This is a genomic window from Mycobacterium sp. (genome assembly GCF_032161845.1).
In the GTDB taxonomy this organism is placed as follows: domain Bacteria; phylum Actinomycetota; class Actinomycetes; order Mycobacteriales; family Mycobacteriaceae; genus Mycobacterium.
The window spans coordinates 1-20,903 of record NZ_JAVRQA010000325.1 but is presented as its reverse complement, the minus strand read 5'-3'; the positions used below and the strand labels follow the sequence as shown (position 1 = coordinate 20,903).

General features: G+C 66.7%; 21 protein-coding genes. 14 read left to right on the top strand and 7 right to left on the bottom strand.

Going from position 1 to position 20,903, the window contains the following annotated elements; genetic code table 11:
• The first annotated feature begins 8 nt into the window (after nucleotides 1-8).
• The gene (locus tag QOD90_RS17720) at nucleotides 9-1,559 is read left to right on the top strand and encodes a class I adenylate-forming enzyme family protein (protein ID WP_526352018.1); all 1,551 of its coding nucleotides are present in this window, start codon (nucleotides 9-11) and stop codon (nucleotides 1,557-1,559) included.
• A gap of 1 nt (nucleotide 1,560) precedes the next feature.
• Here the strand turns inward: QOD90_RS17720 and QOD90_RS17715 are convergent, their stop codons facing one another.
• A complete protein-coding gene (locus QOD90_RS17715) occupies nucleotides 1,561-2,058 on the bottom strand; it encodes a CAP domain-containing protein (RefSeq protein ID WP_526352016.1) in 498 nt (165 codons plus the stop codon).
• A 73-nt stretch (nucleotides 2,059-2,131) separates the two neighbouring features.
• Here QOD90_RS17715 and QOD90_RS17710 point away from each other — a divergent pair, with 73 nt between their 5' ends.
• Nucleotides 2,132-2,509, top strand: a complete 378-nt coding sequence (locus QOD90_RS17710; RefSeq protein ID WP_526352014.1) for a DUF732 domain-containing protein — start codon at nucleotides 2,132-2,134, stop codon at nucleotides 2,507-2,509.
• Nucleotides 2,510-2,520: 11 nt separating this feature from the next.
• Here the strand turns inward: QOD90_RS17710 and QOD90_RS17705 are convergent, their stop codons facing one another.
• Together QOD90_RS17705 and QOD90_RS17700 are read right to left on the bottom strand one after the other, a co-directional pair.
• Entirely contained in the window at nucleotides 2,521-3,816 is a 1,296-nt protein-coding gene (locus tag QOD90_RS17705; RefSeq protein WP_526352013.1) for a TetR/AcrR family transcriptional regulator, read from the bottom strand.
• Between the two features lie 38 nt (nucleotides 3,817-3,854).
• Nucleotides 3,855-4,166: an acyl-CoA synthetase gene (locus tag QOD90_RS17700; protein WP_526352011.1), complete on the bottom strand. Its 312-nt coding sequence runs from the start codon at nucleotides 4,164-4,166 to the stop codon at nucleotides 3,855-3,857.
• A 120-nt stretch (nucleotides 4,167-4,286) separates the two neighbouring features.
• Here QOD90_RS17700 and QOD90_RS17695 point away from each other — a divergent pair, with 120 nt between their 5' ends.
• From QOD90_RS17695 to QOD90_RS17675, 5 genes are all read left to right on the top strand, one after another.
• Nucleotides 4,287-5,483, top strand: a complete 1,197-nt coding sequence (locus QOD90_RS17695) for an amidohydrolase family protein (protein WP_526352009.1) — start codon at nucleotides 4,287-4,289, stop codon at nucleotides 5,481-5,483.
• 51 nt (nucleotides 5,484-5,534) lie between these two features.
• Nucleotides 5,535-5,744, top strand: coding sequence for a hypothetical protein (locus QOD90_RS17690; protein ID WP_526352007.1), 210 nt, complete (start codon nucleotides 5,535-5,537; stop codon nucleotides 5,742-5,744).
• A gap of 73 nt (nucleotides 5,745-5,817) precedes the next feature.
• On the top strand, nucleotides 5,818-6,012 hold the full coding sequence (gene fdxE / locus QOD90_RS17685; RefSeq protein ID WP_526352005.1) for a ferredoxin FdxE: 195 nt from the start codon (nucleotides 5,818-5,820) through the stop codon (nucleotides 6,010-6,012).
• A gap of 75 nt (nucleotides 6,013-6,087) precedes the next feature.
• The gene (locus QOD90_RS17680) at nucleotides 6,088-8,364 is read left to right on the top strand and encodes an acyl-CoA dehydrogenase family protein (protein WP_526352036.1); all 2,277 of its coding nucleotides are present in this window, start codon (nucleotides 6,088-6,090) and stop codon (nucleotides 8,362-8,364) included.
• 28 nt (nucleotides 8,365-8,392) lie between these two features.
• A complete protein-coding gene (locus QOD90_RS17675; protein WP_526352003.1) occupies nucleotides 8,393-9,583 on the top strand; it encodes an acyl-CoA dehydrogenase family protein in 1,191 nt (396 codons plus the stop codon).
• 68 nt (nucleotides 9,584-9,651) lie between these two features.
• On the opposite strand, the gene QOD90_RS17670 is transcribed toward QOD90_RS17675, so the two are convergent.
• Nucleotides 9,652-10,656 carry an acyl-CoA dehydrogenase family protein gene (locus QOD90_RS17670; protein WP_526352001.1) on the bottom strand — a complete coding sequence of 335 codons (1,005 nt, stop codon included), beginning with the start codon at nucleotides 10,654-10,656 and terminating at the stop codon, nucleotides 9,652-9,654.
• A gap of 94 nt (nucleotides 10,657-10,750) precedes the next feature.
• Here QOD90_RS17670 and QOD90_RS17665 point away from each other — a divergent pair, with 94 nt between their 5' ends.
• Genes QOD90_RS17665 through QOD90_RS17635 form a run of 7 tightly spaced genes read left to right on the top strand, consistent with a single transcriptional unit; the run spans nucleotide 10,751 to nucleotide 18,011 of the window.
• Nucleotides 10,751-12,262, top strand: coding sequence for a class I adenylate-forming enzyme family protein (locus QOD90_RS17665; RefSeq protein ID WP_526351999.1), 1,512 nt, complete (start codon nucleotides 10,751-10,753; stop codon nucleotides 12,260-12,262).
• A gap of 12 nt (nucleotides 12,263-12,274) precedes the next feature.
• On the top strand, nucleotides 12,275-13,072 hold the full coding sequence (locus QOD90_RS17660) for an enoyl-CoA hydratase/isomerase family protein (protein WP_526351997.1): 798 nt from the start codon (nucleotides 12,275-12,277) through the stop codon (nucleotides 13,070-13,072).
• The gene (locus QOD90_RS17655) at nucleotides 13,073-13,924 is read left to right on the top strand and encodes a mycofactocin-coupled SDR family oxidoreductase (protein WP_526351995.1); all 852 of its coding nucleotides are present in this window, start codon (nucleotides 13,073-13,075) and stop codon (nucleotides 13,922-13,924) included. It abuts the gene before it with no gap.
• An 8-nt stretch (nucleotides 13,925-13,932) separates the two neighbouring features.
• Nucleotides 13,933-15,258, top strand: a complete 1,326-nt coding sequence (locus tag QOD90_RS17650; RefSeq protein WP_526351993.1) for an FAS1-like dehydratase domain-containing protein — start codon at nucleotides 13,933-13,935, stop codon at nucleotides 15,256-15,258.
• Between the two features lie 7 nt (nucleotides 15,259-15,265).
• Nucleotides 15,266-16,408: an acyl-CoA dehydrogenase family protein gene (locus QOD90_RS17645; RefSeq protein ID WP_526351991.1), complete on the top strand. Its 1,143-nt coding sequence runs from the start codon at nucleotides 15,266-15,268 to the stop codon at nucleotides 16,406-16,408.
• A gap of 10 nt (nucleotides 16,409-16,418) precedes the next feature.
• Nucleotides 16,419-17,171 carry an enoyl-CoA hydratase/isomerase family protein gene (locus tag QOD90_RS17640; protein WP_526351989.1) on the top strand — a complete coding sequence of 251 codons (753 nt, stop codon included), beginning with the start codon at nucleotides 16,419-16,421 and terminating at the stop codon, nucleotides 17,169-17,171.
• 12 nt (nucleotides 17,172-17,183) lie between these two features.
• The gene (locus QOD90_RS17635; RefSeq protein ID WP_526351987.1) at nucleotides 17,184-18,011 is read left to right on the top strand and encodes an alpha/beta fold hydrolase; all 828 of its coding nucleotides are present in this window, start codon (nucleotides 17,184-17,186) and stop codon (nucleotides 18,009-18,011) included.
• Between the two features lie 33 nt (nucleotides 18,012-18,044).
• Here QOD90_RS17635 and QOD90_RS17630 read toward each other — a convergent pair whose 3' ends face one another.
• The 3 genes from QOD90_RS17630 to QOD90_RS17620 all read right to left on the bottom strand — a co-directional run.
• Complete coding sequence (locus tag QOD90_RS17630; protein ID WP_526351985.1) at nucleotides 18,045-18,644, bottom strand: TetR/AcrR family transcriptional regulator; 600 nt, start codon at nucleotides 18,642-18,644, stop codon at nucleotides 18,045-18,047.
• Between the two features lie 38 nt (nucleotides 18,645-18,682).
• Complete coding sequence (locus QOD90_RS17625; protein ID WP_526351983.1) at nucleotides 18,683-20,275, bottom strand: AMP-binding protein; 1,593 nt, start codon at nucleotides 20,273-20,275, stop codon at nucleotides 18,683-18,685.
• 120 nt (nucleotides 20,276-20,395) lie between these two features.
• The coding region (locus QOD90_RS17620) for a cytochrome P450 (protein WP_526351981.1) at nucleotides 20,396-20,903 on the bottom strand (508 nt) is incomplete at its 5' end.

Here is a 20,903-nt window from a genome sequence, read left to right as displayed (position 1 = left end):
CGACGGCGATGGCAAGCGCCGCAGCGAGTGACCTGACGCTCGGCGACATCGTGACCGACAACGCGGTGCGCTTCGGTGAGGTGGTGGCGTACCGCCACGGCGAGCGGACCGTCAGTCACACGCAACTGCGCGCCCGCGCCGTGCAGCTGGTGTCGGCGATGTCATCCGTCGGCGTGCAACACCAGGACCGCGTCGCGGTGCTCAGCCGTAACTCCATTGAGTTCGGCGAGGTGATCGCGGCGACGCAGCTCGGCGGAATCATCCTGGCAACCATCAACTTCCGGCTCTCGCCGCCGGAAGTGGCCGACGTGCTGCGTCGGGTGGAGCCCTCGGTGGTGTTCGTCGCCGAAGAGTTTGCCCCGGTGGTGGTGGAGATCGCCGCGCAGTTGTCGTCGCCGCCGGTTCTGGTAGTGATCGGGAAGGCGCCTCGGGGGACCACCGAGTACGAGCGGTTCGTCGCAAGCGGCCGCGGCGGGGATCTGGAGTTCGTCGCCACCCCCGAGGACGTCGCCTGCCTGTTGTTCACCAGTGGAACGACGGGCGCATCCAAGTGCTGCATCATCGGGCAACGCGAGCTTCGGCGGATCGCCTACACGATGAACAACGAAATGCGCTGTGGCAGTGACGCACGCGGCTTGATCAACATGCCGATGTTCCACGTGGGCGCGATGGCGATCATCGGAGGCCTGCATGCTCGCGGTGGGACGGTGGTACTCCAACAGCAGTTCGACGCGGCTGAGGCGGTCCGGCTCATCGCGTCCGAGCGAATTACCGTGCTGCACCTCGCCCCGGTCATGCTCAAGGCGCTCCTCGATGAGGTCGAGGTGGGGTCAGCCGTGGAATCGGTTGAGACGGTGGTGTACTCGGCAGCACCGATGACGGCGAGCACGCTGCAGCGGGCGATGCTCACACTTCCGCGTGCCGGTTTCCTCAACCTCTACGGGCAGACCGAGGTCATCGTGTCGGGCCTACCCCGAGAACTGCACTCCCTCGACGGCCCCGACGTCGAGGATCGGTTGCACTCGGTCGGTTTTCCGTTCCCTGGCACTCGGGTTCGCATCGTCGGCGAGGACGGGCGCGCTGCGGCCGGGGGAGAGCCCGGCGAGATCGTCGTGCAGTCCGATGCCGTGTTCCGTGGCTACTTGAACGACCAGGCCGCTACCGACGCAACCCTTCGCGATGGTTGGTGTCACACCGGCGACGTGGGCCGGATCGACGGACGCGGGCTTCTTCATCTGGTGGACCGGAAGAAGGACGTGATCATCAGCGGCGGGGAGAACGTCTATTCGCCCGAGGTTGAGGATGCGATCAGTTCGTTCGACGGGGTGGCCGGCTGTGCGGTGGTCGGGGTGCCCGACGAGCGGTGGGGTGAGACGGTCTGCGCGGTGGTGATTCCGAGCGACGGTGCGTCGCTGACGCTGGAGTCTCTGCAGGCTCATGTGCGGCGGAGTCTGGCCGGCTACAAGGTGCCGCGTCGACTGCTACTGGTCGCCGAATTGCCGGTGCTGGCCAGCGGCAAGGTCGACAAGAAGCGGTTGCGCGCCGACCTCGCGCGATGAGCTACAGCGCAGGTTGGCCGTAGACCGCCACCACTACCGACCGCGCCAGGCTGTTCTCCGACCACACACCGATGGCGGTGTTCGCGCAGTCCTGCATGGTGGCCTTCGAGGGCGGGTCGTACCACCATTGGCCGAGGATCTCGATGCCACTGATGGCGAGCGCCGGATTGATGGCCACTGTTTCGGCGACCTTGCCGGTGAAGTTCTGGCCGTTGGCCCTGTCCTGCGGGGTGGAACCATCGGAGCCGATGTCGCCGTTGGTGTTCGGGTTGTTCAGCACGTCGATGGCGTGCAGACGCGCGGCCTCCACCAGGCGACCGTCGAGCTTCGGGTCGGTCTTGCAGCCGTTCTGCTGCTGAGCGGTGTAGATGTTGACGAACACGCTCTCGTTCAGTCGCTTGTTGTCGGCCAGAGCAGACGGTGTCACGGCGCTGGCGACCAGCACGGTGAGCAGTGCCAGTGTCAGTGCGCAACGTCGGACCGCCAGCGTGAACCTCATGGTCGAAGAGACTACCTGCAAACAGATAAATGAATTACGCTTTCGATCACCTATGAAGCGCACTCGAACGCCTATGACCCTGATGCTGCGTCGCAAGTCGATCGCCGCCGCAGTGGCGACGGCCTGCGCGTTCGGTGTGATGGCCTCGCTCCTGGCACCTCCGGCGGTCGCCGTCCCTGGGCCGGAGGTCGAGTACGTCTACAACGTCAAGGTGCGCCGGTACTACGAATTTCCCAACAACGACGCCATCGGCTACGGCTTTGGGATTTGCGACAAGGTCACTCGGGGTGAGAGCTATGCCGCGGTGATGGGCGACGTGAAGCGCGACACCCTCCCCAACGACGAGTTCGCCGCCAACTTCCTGGTGTCGAACGCGGTGGGGATCCTGTGCCCCGCCCAGATCTGGGCATTGCGTAACTCGGCCGCCGGTTACGTACCGCCGCCGGGCTGAGGGCGAGCCGTTCAGGCCGGTCGCAGCAGCGAGCGCCGCAACAGATTCATCATGAGCGATGCAGCCCGTTCGTCGCCGTCCGCCGCATTGGGCGACGTCGGCTCGGTCATCCGACCCAGCACCGCCAGGAACACCGCGCCGGCCACTTCCCGATTGACGTTCGCCGGCAGGTCGACTGCGGTCAACAACGCTGCGATCGCGCCGTGAATCGCGCCGATGCCGTGGTCGACCGACGCGTCGGAGAGCTGCTCGGCCACGGTGCCGTCCAGCCAGGCCCGGATGACACCGCGATAGCCGCGATGGAAGCGGACGTAGCCGAGCATCCACTCGGGCCAGCTGTCCGCGTCGGCCGTCCGAGGCAGCGCGGCGGCGTGGTGCTCCACCTCCGTCACCGCTCGACGGGTCAGTTCGGCCAGGATCTCGGCCTTCGTGCTGAAGTATCGGTAGAGCGTCGCCCGGCTGACGTCGGCGGCTGAGGCGATCTCTTCCATGCCGACCGCGTAGTAACCGCGTTCCGCGAACAGTGCCGAGCTGACCGACAGCACGTCCTGCGCGATCGGTGACAGCGGAACGTCGTTGGGATCGGTCGATTCGGCCCCGTCGGTGACCGCGATGGGCTGGCTCACCGACTGGAGGGCGTCCAGAGGGGCGACCGCCTGCAGGACGTCCGGCGGGGTGTCGGGGAACAGCATCAGCTGCAGGGCGACAGTCAACGACCACGACACGACTGCTGGGGCGGGCAGCGGGAACATGGCGCGGTACCGGTAGAGGTGGACCATGTGGGGGATCCGCATGAGCGCTGCGGCGGCGTCGTCGGGGTCCAGTCCGTCGAGGCCCGCTCCGCGGACCTTGGCGGTGACCGTTCGCGCGAACGTCTCGGCGACCGTTCCGACGTCGATGACCGACAGTTCGGTTCCGATGCCGGGATACTCCGCGAACACCGCGGCGTGGGCGTCGTAGATCTCCGCCCACTCGACGAGCCAACGGTGCAGGGCGGCCACGCCGTCGATCGTCGGACCAAGTCCACCCAGCCGTTCGGCGTGGGCGAGGACGTCGCGTTCGGACACCGCGCTCAGTTCGCGGAAGATGTCCTCCTTGCCCGCGAAGTACTGGTAGACCGTGGCGCGCGAAGCCTTCGCCGCCTTGGCGATCGTATCGAGCGAAGTGCTGTGGAAGCCGTTGGCCAGGAACACGTCCGCCGCACTCTGCAATATGCGGTCACGTGTGTGCAGACCGCGCCTGCCGACTCCCACGTTGGCGACGGGCGCGTATCCGGGGCGGCGGAGCTTGTCCGGAGATGGCGCCATGGGAGAAGTATCCCGGTAGACCCTCGCCGATGTGGCGGTCACGTCGCCGACGGCCCCGGCAGGTTGCGCTTGGCCTTGCCGGGGTAGCCGAAGAACTTCTCGAAGTTGGCGTCGTTGATGGGTTGCGCACTGTTGCGCGCGGCGGCCGACCGCAATGCCTCGAGCCGGATGTCGACCTTCTCGAGTTCTTCCGCAGACCCGGATTGCCGTACCCGTTCGACCTCGGCCTTCGCGGCGGCTATCTCGAGCCGCAGGCGTTCGCCCACTTCGCCGAACGTCAGCAGGTCGTGGTCGTCTTCGTCGATCTTGTCCCGCGCGGTGTCGTCAGCGGGTCCGTCCATGGAGTTCATGTTGTGCCTCTCAACCTATGGACTGTTGTGGTGTACGTCATATAGTCTGTGAGATGAAACGTCAGAAAACAAGACTCTTCGTCAGAAAATGACCCGAAGAATCAGGAGTGAAGGAACCTCATGCCGCTTCAGGACCACCATCAGATCGTCTCCGTCGACGACCACCTGGTCGAGCATCCACGCGTCTGGCAGGACCGGCTTCCGCAGAAGTTTCTCGACCGGGGACCACGGATCATCGAGAAGGACGGCATGCATCTGTGGAGCTATGACGGCCAGATCTTCCCGACGATCGGCCTCAACGCGGTCGCAGGCAAGCCGCCGGAAGAGTGGGGCATGGATCCCGTCCGCTACGAGGACATGATTCCCGGCTGCTATGACCCGGTCGCGCGCGTCGCGGACATGAACACCGACGGCGTGCAGTCGGCGTTGTGTTTCCCGTCCTTCCCCGGGTTCGGCGGAGGCACCTTCCAGCGCGCCGAGGACAAGGAACTTGCGCTGTTGTGCGTCAAGGCGTGGAACGACTTCCACCTCGACGAGTGGTGTGCGACCGCGCCGGAGCGCTACATCCCGCTGGCCATCCTGCCCACCTGGGACATCGATGCGTGTGTGGCCGAGGCCGAGCGCGTCGCCGCCAAGGGTGCCCGCACGATCTCCTTCCCTGACAGCCCGGTGCCGCTGGGACTGCCCTCGTTCCACTCCGATCATTGGGACGGCCTGTGGCAGGTGTGCTCGGACGCCAAGATGCCGATCTCGCTGCACTTCGGCTCCGGCTCGTATGTGCCGGGTTTCTCGTTCTCTTCGGTCAAGCCGATCCCGGGTCAGATGACGGCTGATGCACCGTTCGCGGTCGCAACGGCCCTGTTCTCCACCAACCTGATGTGGTCCACCGTCGACCTGCTGTTCTCGGGCAAGCTGCAGCAGTTCCCCGACCTGCAGATCTCGCTCGCCGAGGGTGGCATCGGCTGGGTGCCCTACATCCTGGAGCGCACCGACTACGTGTGGGAGCGGCACCGCTACTACCAGAAGATCGACTTCGACACGCGCCCGTCGGACCTGTTCCGCAAGCACTTCTGGGGCTGCTTCATCGATGACGAGCATGGCTTGAAGAATCGCCACTCCATCGGCGTCGACCGGATCATGCTTGAGATCGACTTCCCGCACAGCGACTCGAACTGGCCGAACTCGCGCAAGCGGGCCGGCGAGGTGCTCGCCGACGTCCCCGATGACGAATGCTCATTGATCGTCGAGGAGAACGCACGCCGGATGCTCAACTTCCCGCGAGTGTCCGCAGACGCCCCGGCGCTGGCCTCGGTGTAGCGGCACGCTACTTGGCGGGGATGCGAGGACAGGTTGAGAACCGATGTGATCGTGCGCAGGATCGCGTACGTCGTCGTCTTGCTCTGCGCGGTGGGCGGCATGTTCGTCGCAACGCGCCAGGACTGGCCGGACGCAGCTCTCATTGGTCTGGTCGGTGCGCTGGCGTTGGTGACCGCACGCAAGATGGCGTGGCGACTGCGCCAGGATCGCGGCGCACCATCCACCCCGGCGCACTGTCGGGGACTGCCGGTAGAGATCTAAATAGTTAATCCTTTAGTCTTATGGACGGGAAGACCGCCGCAGTTCTACGGCGGTCTGGTGAAGGAGGTCTCGGGTGAAGGTTCGGCTGGAGCAGGACAAGTGCGTCGGCCACGCGCAGTGCTATGCCGTCGACCAGGAGCTGTTCCCGATCGATGACTCGGGCTATTCGACCCTCGAAGCGCACGACGTCCTTCCTGGTGACGAGCGGGCCACCAGGGACGGGGTAGCCGCCTGTCCCGAACTCGCCCTCATCCTCGAGGGCGACTGAGGGTCGTGCTTGCCAATCGGCGGGTTGGCGGGTCACACTTCCACATAGATAACCAGGTTTACTATGTGAGGTGTGATGCAGACAGCTGATTGGCGTCCCAGACTCGAGTCGCTACTCGCGGATCTTCGGCGTCGGCCGACCGACCTCCGGCCGGGCGAGAAGCCCGACCGCATCGATGTCGCCCGCGCGTGGCATGCCGAGCTCGTCGATCATCACCTCGCGGCACCGGGCTGGCCGCGATCGGTCGGCGGTCTGGAGTTGTCGCTGGAGGATCAGCTGGACTACTACCGGATGACCACCGACGCAGGCGCACCGCCGCACCCGTGCCCGCTCTCGTTCATCCTCGCTCCCACGCTCATCGCGCACGGCACGAGTGCGCAGAAGGAGCGGTTTCTGAATCCGCTGTTGCGTGCGGACGAGTTCTGGTGCCAAGGGTTTTCGGAGCCGGGCGCAGGAAGCGATCTTTCGTCGCTGTCCACGCGCGCGGTTCGCGATGGCGACGTGTACCGCGTCACGGGCCAGAAGGTGTGGACCACGATGGCCGACCGGGCGGACTGGATGTTCGCGCTGGTTCGGACCGGCTCGGGTGACAAACCGTCGGACGGCATCACCTATCTGCTCATCCCGATGACGAGTCCGGGCATCACCGTGCGTCCACTGCGTGACGTCAGCGGAGCGGCGCACTTCGCGGAGGTGTTCCTCGACGACGTCGAGGTGCCCGTCGAGAACCGGGTCGGCGACGAGGGCGCAGGCTGGTCGATCATGCGGACCTCCCTCGGACACGAGCGGGCCACTGCCTTCCTCGCCGACGAGTTCAAGTACCGCCGCACCGCCGACCGGGTGATCGATCTGGTGGTGTCGCGCGGGCTCGCCGGCGATCCGCTGGTCCGACAGGACGTCGCGCGGTTGGAGTCGGGGGTTCGCACCATCGCCGCCAACAGTTCCCGCGCATTGGCCGCGGTCCTGCGCGGCGAGGATCCTGGCGGCGTGGCGTCGGTGAACCGCTTGGTGAAGTCGGAGTTCGAACAGCACATGCATGCGCTGGCACTGCGTGCCGCCGGTCCCCATGCCGCACTTGGCAGCCGGGCTCCGGATGCGGTTGACAAGGGGCGGTGGACATTCGGCTACCTGATGAGCCGGGCCACCACGATCGGCGCGGGAACCTCTGAGATCCAACGCAATACGATTGCCGAGAGCGTGCTCGGGCTACCGTCGCACCGGGGCGAGAACACCAGGACCGCCGCGGTCACTGCCGGCGAGCCGCTCGCCGTGCCCGAGGAGGACGAGCGCGAGTTGCGCGACGTGCTGGCGGCGACGCTCGCGGCGAAGGTGGACGTGGCGAAGCTGCTCGATCGCAAGCGTCCGGTCGACGCTACCGAACCCGCCGTGTGGTCTGCCCTCGTCGAGTTCGGGTTGCCGGGCCTGACGGTCGCCGAGTCACTCGGAGGCATCGGGGCGCGGCCGAGGCTCCTCTACGCTGCGCTCGAGGAGGCCGCCAAGGCGCTGGCAGCCGCGCCGCTCGTCCCGACCGTGACCGCGCTCGAGGTCGCCGTGCAGTGCGGCGCAAAGGCTTTGATCCAGCGGATCGCAGAGGGTGCGCGCGCTGCATTCGTCGTGCCACTCGACGACGCCGGGTGGGTGACGAGTGGCCAGGAGCTGCCCCGGTGGGACGGATTCGCGCTCAATGGCGTGGTGCCGATCGTGGCGGGCGCCCCCAGTGCCGAGGTGCTTCTGGTGCTGGCGCACAACGGCATCGACGGCGAAGTTCTGCTGGCCGTGGACGCGTCCGCCGAAGGCGTCACGGTGGCCGCGAACCAACCGCTCGACCTGACCGCCACGATCGGCTCGGTCACCTTCGACGCGGCGAGCTCAGAGGTGCTGGCCGACGGAGTCGACATAGCCCGGATCCTGGCCAACGCCCGACGCCAGGCGCTGTTGGCGGTGGCGGCGGACTCGGTGGGAGTGGGCTCGCGCGCTCTGGCGATGGCTGTCGGCTGGGCGGGCGAACGTCACCAATTCGGCAGGGCCATCGGCAGTTTCCAGGCGGTGTCACATCGGTGTGCCGACATCCTGGTCGCCCTGGAGGGTGCCCGCAGCCTGGTGCTCGCCGCTGCCGACGCCGATCTCGATGGCCCGGCGTACCTGGTGGATCTGGCCGCCGCAGCAGCGCTGGACGCCGGGGTCGTTGCGACCGAGGGCGCGCTGCAGATCCATGGCGGTGTGGGCTTCACGTGGGAGCACCCGGTCCACCTGCTGCTGCGTCGGGCTCAGGCCAATGCCGTCCTGGTGGGCCGTGCCGACGCGCTCCGCGACCGCGCCGCCGCTGAACTGTTACAGCGCCCCGGCGCCTGACGACGACGTCACACCGAAGAGGAGCAACGTGGAATACGGCATGGGACCGCAACTCGAGTCCTTCCGCGCAGAGGTGCGGGAGTTCGTCAGCGAGCATGCGCCGCGCATACCCCAGCGGGCAGGTGTGCGCAGTGCGGAGAGCGACGAGGAGTTCAAGGCTCTCCAGGATTGGGCGGCAAAGCTTTTCGAAGCAGGCTACGCAGGGGCCGACTGGCCGGCGGAATTCGGCGGCCGCGACGACCTCAGCGCCGAACACGCGATCGTGGTTGGGGAGGAGTTGGCGCGCGCAGCGGTGCCCGGAGTGCCGAGCGGCAACGCGCTCGCCTCGCATGCGTTGATCCACCACGGCACCGACGAGCAACGCCGCAGGCATCTGCCGGAGATCCGCGCAGGCCGCCAAATGTGGTGCCAGCTGTTCAGTGAGCCGGGCGCGGGCAGCGACCTCGCATCACTGCGCACCAGGGCGGTCCTCGATGGCGACACGTACACGGTCAGCGGGCAGAAGGTCTGGACCACCGACGGGCACTGGGCCGACTACGGATACCTGTTGGCGCGCACCGACTCCGATGCACCGAAGCACAAGGGCATCAGTGCGTTCATCCTCGACATGTCCAGCCCGGGTATCACCGTCCGCCCGCTGCGTGAGCTGACCGGCACCTCGGACTTCAACGAGGTCTTCTTCGATTCCGTCGAGGTTCCGGCCGACGCGATGATCGGGACGCCGGGGCAGGGCTGGGCCATCGCGAACGCGACGCTGGGGCACGAACGCACCAGCGTGGGAGCCGCCGTGGTCAAGCTGAGGCTCGCCATCGATGGATTGGTGGCGCTGGCCTCACAGGTCACCATCGACGGCCGTCGCGCGATTGACAGCGACCTCGTCCGCGACCGGATCGGGCAGTTCACCGCCGAGGTCGAGGCGCTCTCCGCGCTGACCTACGCCAACCTCACGCGCTGGCTGCGCGGCACTGAACGCATGCACGACGGCGCGATGGCCAAGCTGATGTTCAGCGAGCTGAACCTCGAGATGGCGCGCTATGGAGTCGAACTCGGCGGTGCGGAGGGCGTACTGGTGGAAGGTGATCCGCACGCCCTCGACGGGGGCCGTTGGCAGGACGAATGGATGTACGCGCGGGCCTACACCATCGCGGGCGGCAGTTCGGAGATCATGCGGAACCTGATCGCGGAGCGTGGACTTGCGCTGCCGCGGGAACGGCGATGAGCGCTTGCGCGAAGAGCAGAGGGTGGCGATGAGCGCTTGCGCGAAGAGCAGAGGATGCGCCCTGAATGTCAGGCCGTGACGAGTGCCGCGCGGTGTTCGGCGACGGTGCCGTCGAAGGCCTCGTCGACCTTGATGCGGCGCAGGAACAGATGAAGGTCGTGCTCCCAGGTGAAGCCAATGCCGCCGTGCACCTGCAGAGCAGTGCCGGCCACCCTCGCGGCGGCCGACTTCGCGTATGCCGCTGCCGCGGAGGCGGCGCGCGTCCGCACCCCGGCGAGCGAAGCGACGGGGGGATGGGCGGTACCCGACGCAGTGTCCAACGCCAGCGCCGCAGCCCACAGCGAGGCTCTACTGGCTTCCACGGCGAGGACCATGTCGGCGCAGTGATGCTTGACGGCCTGGAACGAGCCGATCGGCGCGCCGAACTGCTCTCGCTGGCCTGCGTAGGCCACCGTCATCTCGAGCAACCGCGCCGCGGCCCCAAGTGCGTCGAACGCCCGGTGCACCGCAAGTGCATCGCGCAGCCCTGCCACGGTGCCCGGCGGCAATTCCGTCCGATCGGCGGCCGTCGTGTCGAGCTCCAGCCGTGCCCACGACCGCGTCAGGTCGAGGGTCGCCATGGCGGACAGCGTCGGTGCGGTCAGGACCGCGAGGTATTCCTTCTCGCCGACGGGGCCGACCGCCGCGACGGACGTCATGTCGGCAGCCATCGGTACGGGACTGCTGGCTCCCGTCAGCCCGAACGCCACCCCGATCAACGTGCTCTCGGCCGCCGGTATGCCAACGCCGTCGAGAAGCCAGGAGGCGACCGCCAGGTCGGCGACGGGCAGGGAACTCGCCGCGTAGCCATGCGCTTCGGTCACGACCGCGAGATCTACGTGGGTACCGCCCATTTCGGGCGTCAGCAAGGCCAGCAGGCCAGACTCGGCGGCGTGGCTCACTGCCGAGGGGTCGATGGTGACGGCGGCGGAGTCCATGGCGGCGCGGACTCTCGCGATTGGATCGTTGCGGCCGAGCCAGGCGCGCTCCGCCGCAGCGAGTTGGTCCTGTTCGTCGGTCAAACCGAAGTCCATCGCCGACCCCTTTCACTAGGTTGACCTAGTAAACCATGTCGACTAGTTTCGAGGGAACAGTGATCGACCGCGGAAGTCGATTCGGAAAGTGACGATGACGAGCATCCACGACGCGCTGGGACGGCTGTGGGACGCGAACGACCACGACCGCATGGTGGAGTACGACGGACGCTGGGCTCCCTGGGGTGCGGTCCGGGCACTGGTCGAGCAGATCGACCACGAGTTGAGCGACGCCGGCTGCGGCAACGGCGGGCGGGTCGCCGTCGTGCTCACCAATCGCATGGAGTCCGTTGCTGCGCTCATCGCGATCTTCCGGGGCGGTCGCACACTGGTGACCATCAGCCCGCTCCAGCCCCCGGAACGCCTCAGTGCCGACCTCGCCGCCGCAGCGGTGTCCTTCGTCCTTGCACCGTCCGCGCTGTGGTCCGACGAGGTCTTCACTCGCACCGTCGCAGGCGGTGACATCACCGGCTGGAGCCTGGACGAGGACGGTTTGGCCGTTCGGGCGCGAGGGACGAGGGAAGCCTCGATCGGCGATCCCAGCGTGGCCATCGAAATGCTGACCTCGGGCACGACGGGGGCTCCGAAACGCATCCCCCTCACGCGCGCTCAGTTGGAGGCCTCCCTCGGTGCGGCGCTGCAGCACAACGATCGACCCGAGGCCCGAACGAAACCGCCATTGTCGGGCTCCGTTGGGCTGGTGACGCTGCCCATCGTTCACATCGGCGGGCTGTGGTCCTTGTTGCAGTCGCTGGTCGCGGCGCGTCCCGTGGCGATGCTGGACCGCTTCACCGTGCCGGGCTGGCACGCCGTGGTCAAGGAGCACCGGCCCGCCGTCGCCGGACTACCTCCCGCCGCCATCCGCTCGGTGCTCGACTCGAACATCCCACGGGAGGATCTGGCCAGCATCCGCGCCGTCAACGCGGGTACGAGCCCGGTCGACCCAGAGTTGGTCGACGCGTTCTTCGAGCGGTACGGCATCCCGATCCTCGTCGTCTACGGCGCGACCGAATTCTCCGGAGCGGTGGCCGGCTGGACGGTCAAGGACTTCCACACGCGGTGGACGGACAAGAAGGGCAGCGTCGGGCGCGCCTTCCCCGGCGTGCGTCTGCAAGTCGTCGACGACGACGGCGTGGTGCTTGGACCGGATGGGACGGGCAGGCTGCAGGTCGCCTCTGCCCAGGCCGGTGGATCCGGCGAATCCTGGATCACCACCAGCGATTTGGCGCACCTGGACGCCGATGGCTTCCTCTACGTCGACGGCCGCGCCGACGACGTCATCCTGCGCGGAGGGTTCAAGATCGTGCCGGAGACAGTGGTCCGCGCACTACGGGCTCACCCGGCGGTCGCAGACGCCGCGGTTGCGCCCATACCCGATCAGCGACTTGGTCAGATCCCCGTCGCCGCAGTCGAATTGCGCGCCGGCACCGAAGCCGATGGCGACGAGCTGCGCGAACACTGCCGAACATTGCTGACCCCCTACGAAGTGCCTGCCCGCATCTTCGTCGTCGACGCTCTGCCCCGCGGCGCGGCACTCAAGGTCGACCGCCGCCGACTGCTCGCGATGCTCGACGAGCTCGGCGCCATGCAAGTGCAACCCACGTGAAGGAGACCACCGTTGTCTGACGCAGAGAACCCCGCCGCCCTCGTCGAGCGACGGGGCAACGTCGCGCTCATCACCATCAATCGGCCCGACGCGCGCAACGCCGTCAACGGCGCCGTAAGCACGGCCGTCGGCGACGCACTGGCGGCGGCGCAGGCCGATCCCGAGGTCTGGGCCGTCGTCATCACCGGCGCGGGGGACAAGTCGTTCTGCGCTGGAGCCGATCTCAAGGCCATCTCCCGGGGCGAGAACCTCTTTCACGCCGAGCACGCCGAGTGGGGCTTCGCCGGCTACGTGCACCACTTCATCGACAAGCCGACCATCGCCGCCGTCAACGGCACCGCGCTGGGCGGCGGCTCCGAGCTCGCGCTGGCGAGCGACCTGATCGTCGCTTGCGAGAGCGCCTCTTTCGGGTTGCCGGAGGTCAAGCGCGGGCTGATCGCGGGCGCAGGCGGCGTGTTCCGGATCGTCGAACAGTTGCCACGCAAGGTGGCTCTCGAACTGGTCTTCACCGGCGAACCCATGTCCGCGGCCGATGCACTGAAATGGGGCTTGATCAACCAGGTCGCACCCGACGGCACCGTCGTGGAGGCTGCCCTGGCGCTCGCCGAGCGGATCACGGTGAACGCGCCGCTGTCGGTGCAGGCCAGCAAGCGACTCGCCTACGGCGCGGACGACAGCGTGATCGCCGACGAAGAACCCAAGTGGGACCGCACCACCCGCGAGTTCACGTCACTGCTCAAGACCGAAGATGCACGGGAAGGCCCGCTGGCCTTCGCGGAGAAACGTCAACCCGTATGGAAGGCACGTTAAATGGGTCGAGTACAAGACAAGGTCGTCTTGGTCACCGGTGGCGCTCGCGGTCAGGGCCGCAGTCACGCGGTCAAGTTGGCCGAGGAGGGTGCGGACGTCATCCTCTTCGACATCTGCGAAGACATCGAGACCAACGAGTACGCCCTGGCGACGCCGCACGATCTCGAAGAGGCCGGCCTCGAGGTGGAGAAGACCGGCCGCAGGGCCTACACCGCGCAGGTCGACGTCCGAGACCGAACGGCCGTGGCCCGCGAACTCGCCAATGCGGTAGCCGAATTCGGCAAGCTCGACGTCGTGGTCGCCAACGCAGGCATCTGCCCGCTCGGCGCAAACCTTGGGATCCAGGCGTTCGCGGACGCCTTCGACGTCGACTTCATCGGTGTGGTCAACACCGTGCACGCGGCCCTGCCCTATCTGAAGCCCGGTGCGTCGATCATCACCACCGGATCGATCGCCGGTCTCATCGCCGCCTCGCAGCCCCCAGGGGCAGCAGGCCCGCAAGGCCCGGGCGGAGCGGGGTACAGCTACGCCAAACAACTGGTGGACTCCTACACCATCCAGCTTGCCGGTCAGCTGGCGCCACAGTCGATCCGCGCCAACGTCATTCACCCGACCAACGTCAACACCGACATGCTCAACAGCGCGCCGATGTACCGGCAGTTCCGGCCCGATCTCGAGAGCCCGACCAGGGATGACGCATTGCTGGCGTTCCCCGCCATGCAGGCGATGCCCACGCCCTACGTCGAGCCATCCGACATCTCGAACGCGGTCTGCTTCCTGGCCTCCGACGAGTCCCGCTACGTCACCGGTCTGCAGTTCAAGGTCGACGCCGGCGCGATGCTGAAGTTCTAGGAGCACCGATGACGACAACCGAGAAGCCCAGCGCCGATGCCGGGGCGAGCGAAGCGACGGGGAACGATCTAGCCGCCGAAGAGGGCCGCATCACCGACGAGGACATCGAACGGGCCAAGGCGCAGATCGGGATTCCCGTCTTTCAGCGCGACGAGGCGTGGCACAAGCTGCCGTCGAGTGACGCCATCACCCAGTTCGCGTTCGGCTGCGGTGACGACAACCCACTGTTCCACGATCCGTCCCACGGACCGCGCACCCGCTGGCACGGGCAGATCGCCTCGCCGACCTTCCCGATCTCGACCGGGTTGGACCAGACCCCGAAGTTCATCGATCCGGAACGAAAGAAGTTGTTCCGCGGTCTCTTCCGCGGCACGGGCAAGTACTACTCCGGCGTGAAGTGGACGTGGTATCGGCCGATCCATGCGGGCCGCCCCGTGCTCGCGGAGAACTACACCCTTGACGTGCAGGTCAAGGAGAGCGAATTCTCCGGTGGGCGATCAGTGAAGGAGACCTTCCGCTACCTCTACGTCGACGTCGACGGCAATCCGATCGCCACGCGCGACGAGTCCTACATCAACGCCGAACGTCACGGCTCCAAGAAGTCCGGCAAGCTCAAGGACATCGAGCGCAAGCACTGGACTCCCGAGGAGTTCGCGCAGGTCGAAGCCGAGTACGAGGCAGAGGAGCGTCGCGGCGCCGACCCTCGGTGGTGGGAGGACGTGGGCGTCGGTGACGAGCTTCCCGGAATCATCAAGGGCCCGTTGACCGTCGTCGACATCATCTCCATGCACATGGGCTGGGGCTGGGGCGGTTACGGCGTCGGACCGCTGAAGTTCGCGCATCAGTTGCGCAAGCGGATGCCCGCGTTCTATCAACCGGACGAGTACGGCGTTCCCGACGTCGTGCAGCGCCTGCACTGGGACGCCGGCCGAGCCCAGTCGCTGGGCATCCCGGCACCGTATGACTACGGCCAGATGCGCGCGGCGTGGGTGAGTCACCTGCTGACCAACTGGATCGGCGACGACGGCTGGTTGGCCGAGATGGACCTCCAGATGCGGGGGTTCAACTACCACGGCGACGTGCACCGCTGCACGGGCAAGGTCACTGGGAAGGGTGAGTCGGCAGACGATGCGATATCGCTTGACGTCTCCGCCACCAGTCAGCGCGACGAGACCACCACTCGCGGCACAGCCAAGGTGTTGCTACCGTCGAAGACAAGCGGCGCCGTCGTCCTTCCGGTTCCAGACGCCGATCTCAGAAGACGTGGGGCGCAGGTCGTTTCGCGTACATCAGGCAAGCTCGGCGAGCAGATGCGTCGACTGTACGGAGAGTGAGAGAGACATGAAGCGACTCGTCCTTGAGGCCGAGCACGAGGAGTTCCGCAAGACGGTACGGGATTACATCGAGCGCGAGCTCGAGCCCAACGCCGAGCAGTGGGAGTCCGCCAGACTGGTCGACCGGTCCGCCTGGGTCACTGCGGGCAAGTACGGCCTGATCGGCTTCAACATGCCCGAGGAGTTCGGCGGTAGCGGCGTCGAGGACTTCCGTTTCAACGCGGTCATCGACGAGGAGATCGCACGCTACGGCGGACCCGCCCCGGCGCTGAGCCTGCAGAACGACGTGGTGGGCCCGTACTTCTCGTCGCTGGGAAGCGACGAGCAGAAGAAGCGCTGGCTACCTGGCATCACCAGCGGCGAGTTGATCGTCGCGGTCGCGATGACCGAGCCGGGCGCGGGCAGCGACCTGGCGGGTATCAAGACCTCGGCGGTCCGCGACGGAGACGACTGGATCGTCAACGGCTCCAAGACATTCATCTCCTCTGGCATCAACTGCGACCTGGTCGTGGTGGTCTGCCGCACTGACCCCGATGCCGGGCACAAGGGCTTCACGCTGCTCGTCGTCGAGGACGGTATGGAGGGCTTCACCCGGGGTCGCAAGCTCGACAAGATGGGCCTGCACTACCAGGACACCGCAGAGCTGAACTTCGTCGACGTCAGGGTGCCGGCGGCCAACCTGCTCGGCAAGGAGGGACGCGGCTTCTATCACCTGATGGCCAACCTTCCGTCGGAGCGGCTCTCCATCGCCATCTCCGCCATCGCAGGTGCGCGCGAGACTTGGCGGCAGACATTGCAATATGCCAAGGACCGCAAGGCCTTCGGTCAGTCGATCGGCAGCTTCCAGCACAACCGCTTCCTGTTGGCCGAGATGGACACCGAGCTCGAGATTGGCGAGCAGTACATCGACCGTTGCCTGCAGGCCGTCGTGGACGACGAGTTGACGGCGGTGGAGGCGTCGAAGGCAAAGTGGTGGTGCACCGAGACGGCCAAGAAGGTCATCGACGGCTGCGTCCAACTGCACGGCGGCTACGGCTACATGACGGAGTACCGGGTCGCCCGCGACTACATGGACAACCGCATCATGACGATCTTCGGCGGCACCACCGAGATCATGAAGGACATCATCGGCCGCGACCTCGGCCTGTGATTGCAGTGCCGTGAACGGCATCTCGGCGGAGCGCGACGGTGCGATCCTGCGGATCCGGCTGGATCGGCCGGAGAAACTCAACGCCGTAGATACCCCGATGCTCGACGAGTTGTCCGCCCGCTTGGACGATGCGGCCGACGACGCGGTCCGCGCGGTACTGCTCACCGGCGCGGGGCGCGCGTTCTGCTCCGGCGGTGATCTGACGGGCGGCGACACCGAAGGTGCCGCGCATGCCGCCAATCGCGTAGTGCAGACGATAATCGCGCTGCCAAAGCCGGTGGTGGCCGGCGTGCACGGAGCGGCCGTCGGCTTCGGGTGCCCGCTGGCTTTGGCGTGCGATCTGGTGGTGGCCGCACCGGCGGCCTACTTCCAGCTGGCGTTCAGCCGGGTAGGTCTGATGCCCGACGGCGGCGCTAGCGCATTGCTTCCGGGGTTGATCGGCCGGGCGCGGACGGCGCGGATGGCGATCACTGCAGAAAAGGTTTATGCCGCAACGGCATTCGAGTGGGGAATGATCTCCCACCTCTCCAGTGACGTCGACTACGACGATGTCCTTGGCGCGGTGCTGGGATCGGTGGCGAAGGGTCCAACCGTGTCATATGGGTGGACGAAGCGTGCACTCGCGGCGGCAACGTTGGGCGACCTCGACTTAGTGCAGGCGATCGAGGCCGAGGGTCAGCTGGCATTGGTCGACACCGTCGACTTTCGTGAAGGTGTCCGTGCCTTCCGTGAACGACGCAAACCCGAGTTCCGCGGCCACTGAGTAGGGAGTCACATGACGATGAAGCGAGTTCGAGTCGACGGCCTTGACGTCGAATACGCCGACACGGGAACCGGGCCGACGGTCCTGTTCGTGCACGGCGTCTACGTCACCGGCGCCGTATGGAAGGACGTCGTCACCGAGTTGGGAGACGGGTTCCGGTGTATCGCGCCCACGTGGCCGCTTGGCGCGCATAGCACGCCGACGAACGGCGCCGACCTCGGCGTCGAAGCGGCCTCTCGACGCATCGTCCACTTCATGGACGCACTCGACCTGACCGACGTCATCGTCGTCGCCAACGACACGGGGGGCGGGCTCGTCCTGGCGACGCTCGGTGATCCGACGCTGGACACCTCGCGGTTTGCTCGGTTGGTGCTCACCAATTGTGATAGTTACGAACACTTTCCGCCGGGTTCATTCGCGCAGATCGTGAAGGTGTGCCGGGCGAGTTCGGCGGTCGGTGGTGCCATCGTGAGATTGTTGGCCACCGGGCCGGGACGGAGTTTCTTCCTGAAGGCCGTCTGCCACACACCGCCGGGCCAGGATCGCCAGCGCGAGGTGTTCGGGGCGTTCGCCACCAGTGCTGCCGCCCGCCGCGACGCCGTCACGGTGACCGCATCGTTGGATCCGGCGCTCACACTGCGGGCCGCATCGGCGATCGAGGCGTTCGACAATCCGGTCACCCTCGCGTGGGGCACCGAGGACGCACTCTTCCCCCTCGCCCATGCCCGCCGACTGCGCGACGCGTTCCCCAACGCCACGTTGATCGAGATCCCGGATTGCTCGGCATTCGTCATGCTCGATAGGCCGGGGGCCCTTGCCGAAGCGATTCGCAACGACTGACGCGCGGGCTGGCTCGATGCGGAGGCGGGGGTTTCAGCTACCCGGGCTGCGAAGTCCATCGAGTAGAGCGTCGAGGGCCTCGCCGACCGCGGCCCGGGCGGCGGCGACGTCGTCGGCGTTGCCGACGTACAGAGCGGCCTCTTCGCAGGAGACGAGCAGGAGATGGGCCAGCGCGTCCGGTGACACTGCCCGCATGCTCCCATCGCGAACTCCATCGACAACGAGTTGGCGGATCGTGTGGAGGCCGTAGGAGGAACCGATGGCGCGGAACCTCTCCCATCCGAGTACGGCGGGCGCGTCGAGAACGATCCGGCGCATGTCGCTGTCCAAGCCGGTGTCGAGATAGCTGTCGATCGTTCGCTTCAACCGGCCGAAGCCAGTCGAAGGAAGCCCGACGAACGGGTCGACGTGCTGATCCATCAGTTCTTTGAGCACCTCTTCGAACACTGCCCCGAACAAGGCCGACTTGTCTTCGAAGTGGTGATAGAGCGCGCCCCGCGTCCCGACCCCGGCAGCTTCGGCGATCTGACCGGTGCTTGCGGCAGCGAAGCCGAGCTGCGAGAACATCTCACGCGCGGCACTGAGAATCTGTTGACGAGACCGCTCGCCGCGCTTCGGCGACACCTTGGGCACGTGTCGACTTTAACCCGTGGTCAGCGTCTGCCAGGAGGTCACGCGAAGTACCGTGCACGCAGGTCGGCCTTGCGCACCTTGCCCAGCGCCGTGCGTGGCATGGCGTCGACGACGACGAGCCGTTCCGGTGTCTTCTGGCGGGCCAGACCAGACGCCGCGAAGTGCGCCTGGATCCCGATGAGGTCCACCGTTGCTCCCGGCTTCAACACCACTACCGCAGCGACGACCTCGCCGTAGCGGGGATGCGCCGCGGCAACCGCCGCACCCTCTGCCACTGCGGGATGGGCGCTCAAGACGTCTTCGACCTGTCCTGACGAGATCGTTTCTCCGCCACGGATGATGACGTCCTTGATCCGATCGGTGATGCTCAGCCGACCGCCCCTATCGACGTGACCAAGGTCGCCGGTGCGGAACCAGCCGTCCGCGGTGAAGGCGTCGACGTCGAGCCGACCGTCCCGGTACCCGGTGAACTGCTCGGGACCCTGCACGACGACCTCGCCGTCGACACCGCAGGGGCACTCGGCGCCGTCCTTTCCGAGGATGCGCACCCGCGACCCCGGCAGGGGTTCGCCGTCCGTGCTGAGCCGTGCCGACCGATCGTGGCCACTGTGCATGCCAGTGACGGTCGGATGTTCGGTGGAGCCGTAACTGCGGAATGTGCTGATCCCCGCCGCTGCCGCGCGGCGGCCCAGTTCCTCGGTGACCGGCGCCGCCCCGATCAGGAACTCGCGCAACGTCGTCAGACCCTCGGACTTGTCACCCAGATCGAGGAGACTCGCCAGATGGAACGGTGTGCCTGCCGTGGCCGTCACCCCGAACCGACGCACCACCTCTACCGCCGCGGGCGCATCCCAGCCGTCCATGAACACGGTGCGGCTACCCGACAGCAGCGGTCGCAGAATGCTGCCGACGCCGGCGACGTGGCCTGGGGGGAACGTCACCAGCAGCACGTCGTCGGGACCGCAGGCAAGCAGGGCCGGCATGGTCCGATGTTCGGCGAGCAGCGTGTTGTGGGAGTGCTGGACGCCTTTGGGTGCCGACGTTGTACCCGAGGTGTACATCAGCAGACACACGTCGTCGGCGGTCACGGCCGGTCGAACGTAGTCATCGGCGGAACCGTCGAGCTCCGACCACGTCACGAAGCCGGGCCCCGGCTCGGCGTCGAGCAGCACGATGTCGCGCATCGTCGCTATGTCGGTGAGGTCCGAGACCCGTTCGCGATAGGAGACCGACCTCCAGCGGTCGGGCATGATCAAGACCTTCGCGGCCGCTTCGGCAAGGATGAAACGGGTCTCGTTGATTCCGTAGATGTGCGGTATCGGCACCAACACTGCGCCGCACAGCAGGACCGCCTGGTAGGCGACGGCACACTCGGGCCGATTCGTCAGCTGGACGGCGACCGCGTCACCCGCACCCACTCCCAAACTTTGTAACGACGCAGCCATCGCCATGGCACCATCGCGGATCGCGTCGATCGTCGGGCTGTAGGTGTCGTGCCCGATCACGAAGGTGACTGGCGTATCGGCATTTTCGACGGCTCCCGATTCGAGGGCGTCGACACAGGTGGCTTCGGTGAACCAGCCCCGTCGATACCACTCGTCGCGCAGTGGCGCGTAGTCGAAACCGGTCATCGGAGGGTCAGGTTACCGCGCCGTCGATCTTGAGTTCGAGTCGAACTCACCCGGGCGCCCCAGTTCGCAGAGCGCCCGATGGAATTCCTTCCATCGGTCGGCTCGTGGCGACGTCGTTCTTCATGGCGATGTCGTCTCCCAGCGCAGCGTAAGCGACTGTAGGCCGACCTGCCCCCCGGTTTCGTACAGCGCGACATCCGCGTCGAGCCGGTAGTGCGGGATGCGCCGGTGCCACTCCTCCATGGCGATGCGCAGCTCGCGGCGGGCAAGGTGTGACCCGAGGCAACGGTGTGGGCCTGCGCCGAAGGCGATGTGGTTGTTCGGGCTTCGCGCGATGTCGACCGCGGTGGCGTTCGCGAACGCGGCGTCGTCCCTGGTGGCGGCGTGTAGGGGCAGATTGACCATGTCGCCGGCTTTCATCGGACAACCCTGCACCGTGATGTCCTCGGTCACCCTGCGGGCCGGGATCACGATGGCGTAGGCCCGCAGGAACTCCTCGACGGCGGTCGGGATGGTGTCGGGCGCGTCGATGAGGCGCTGCCGGTCGGCGGGATGGTCGGCCAGGTGCCAGAAGGTCCAGCCGAGTGTCGCTGTCACGGTGTCGAGGCCGGCCATGAACATCAGTAGG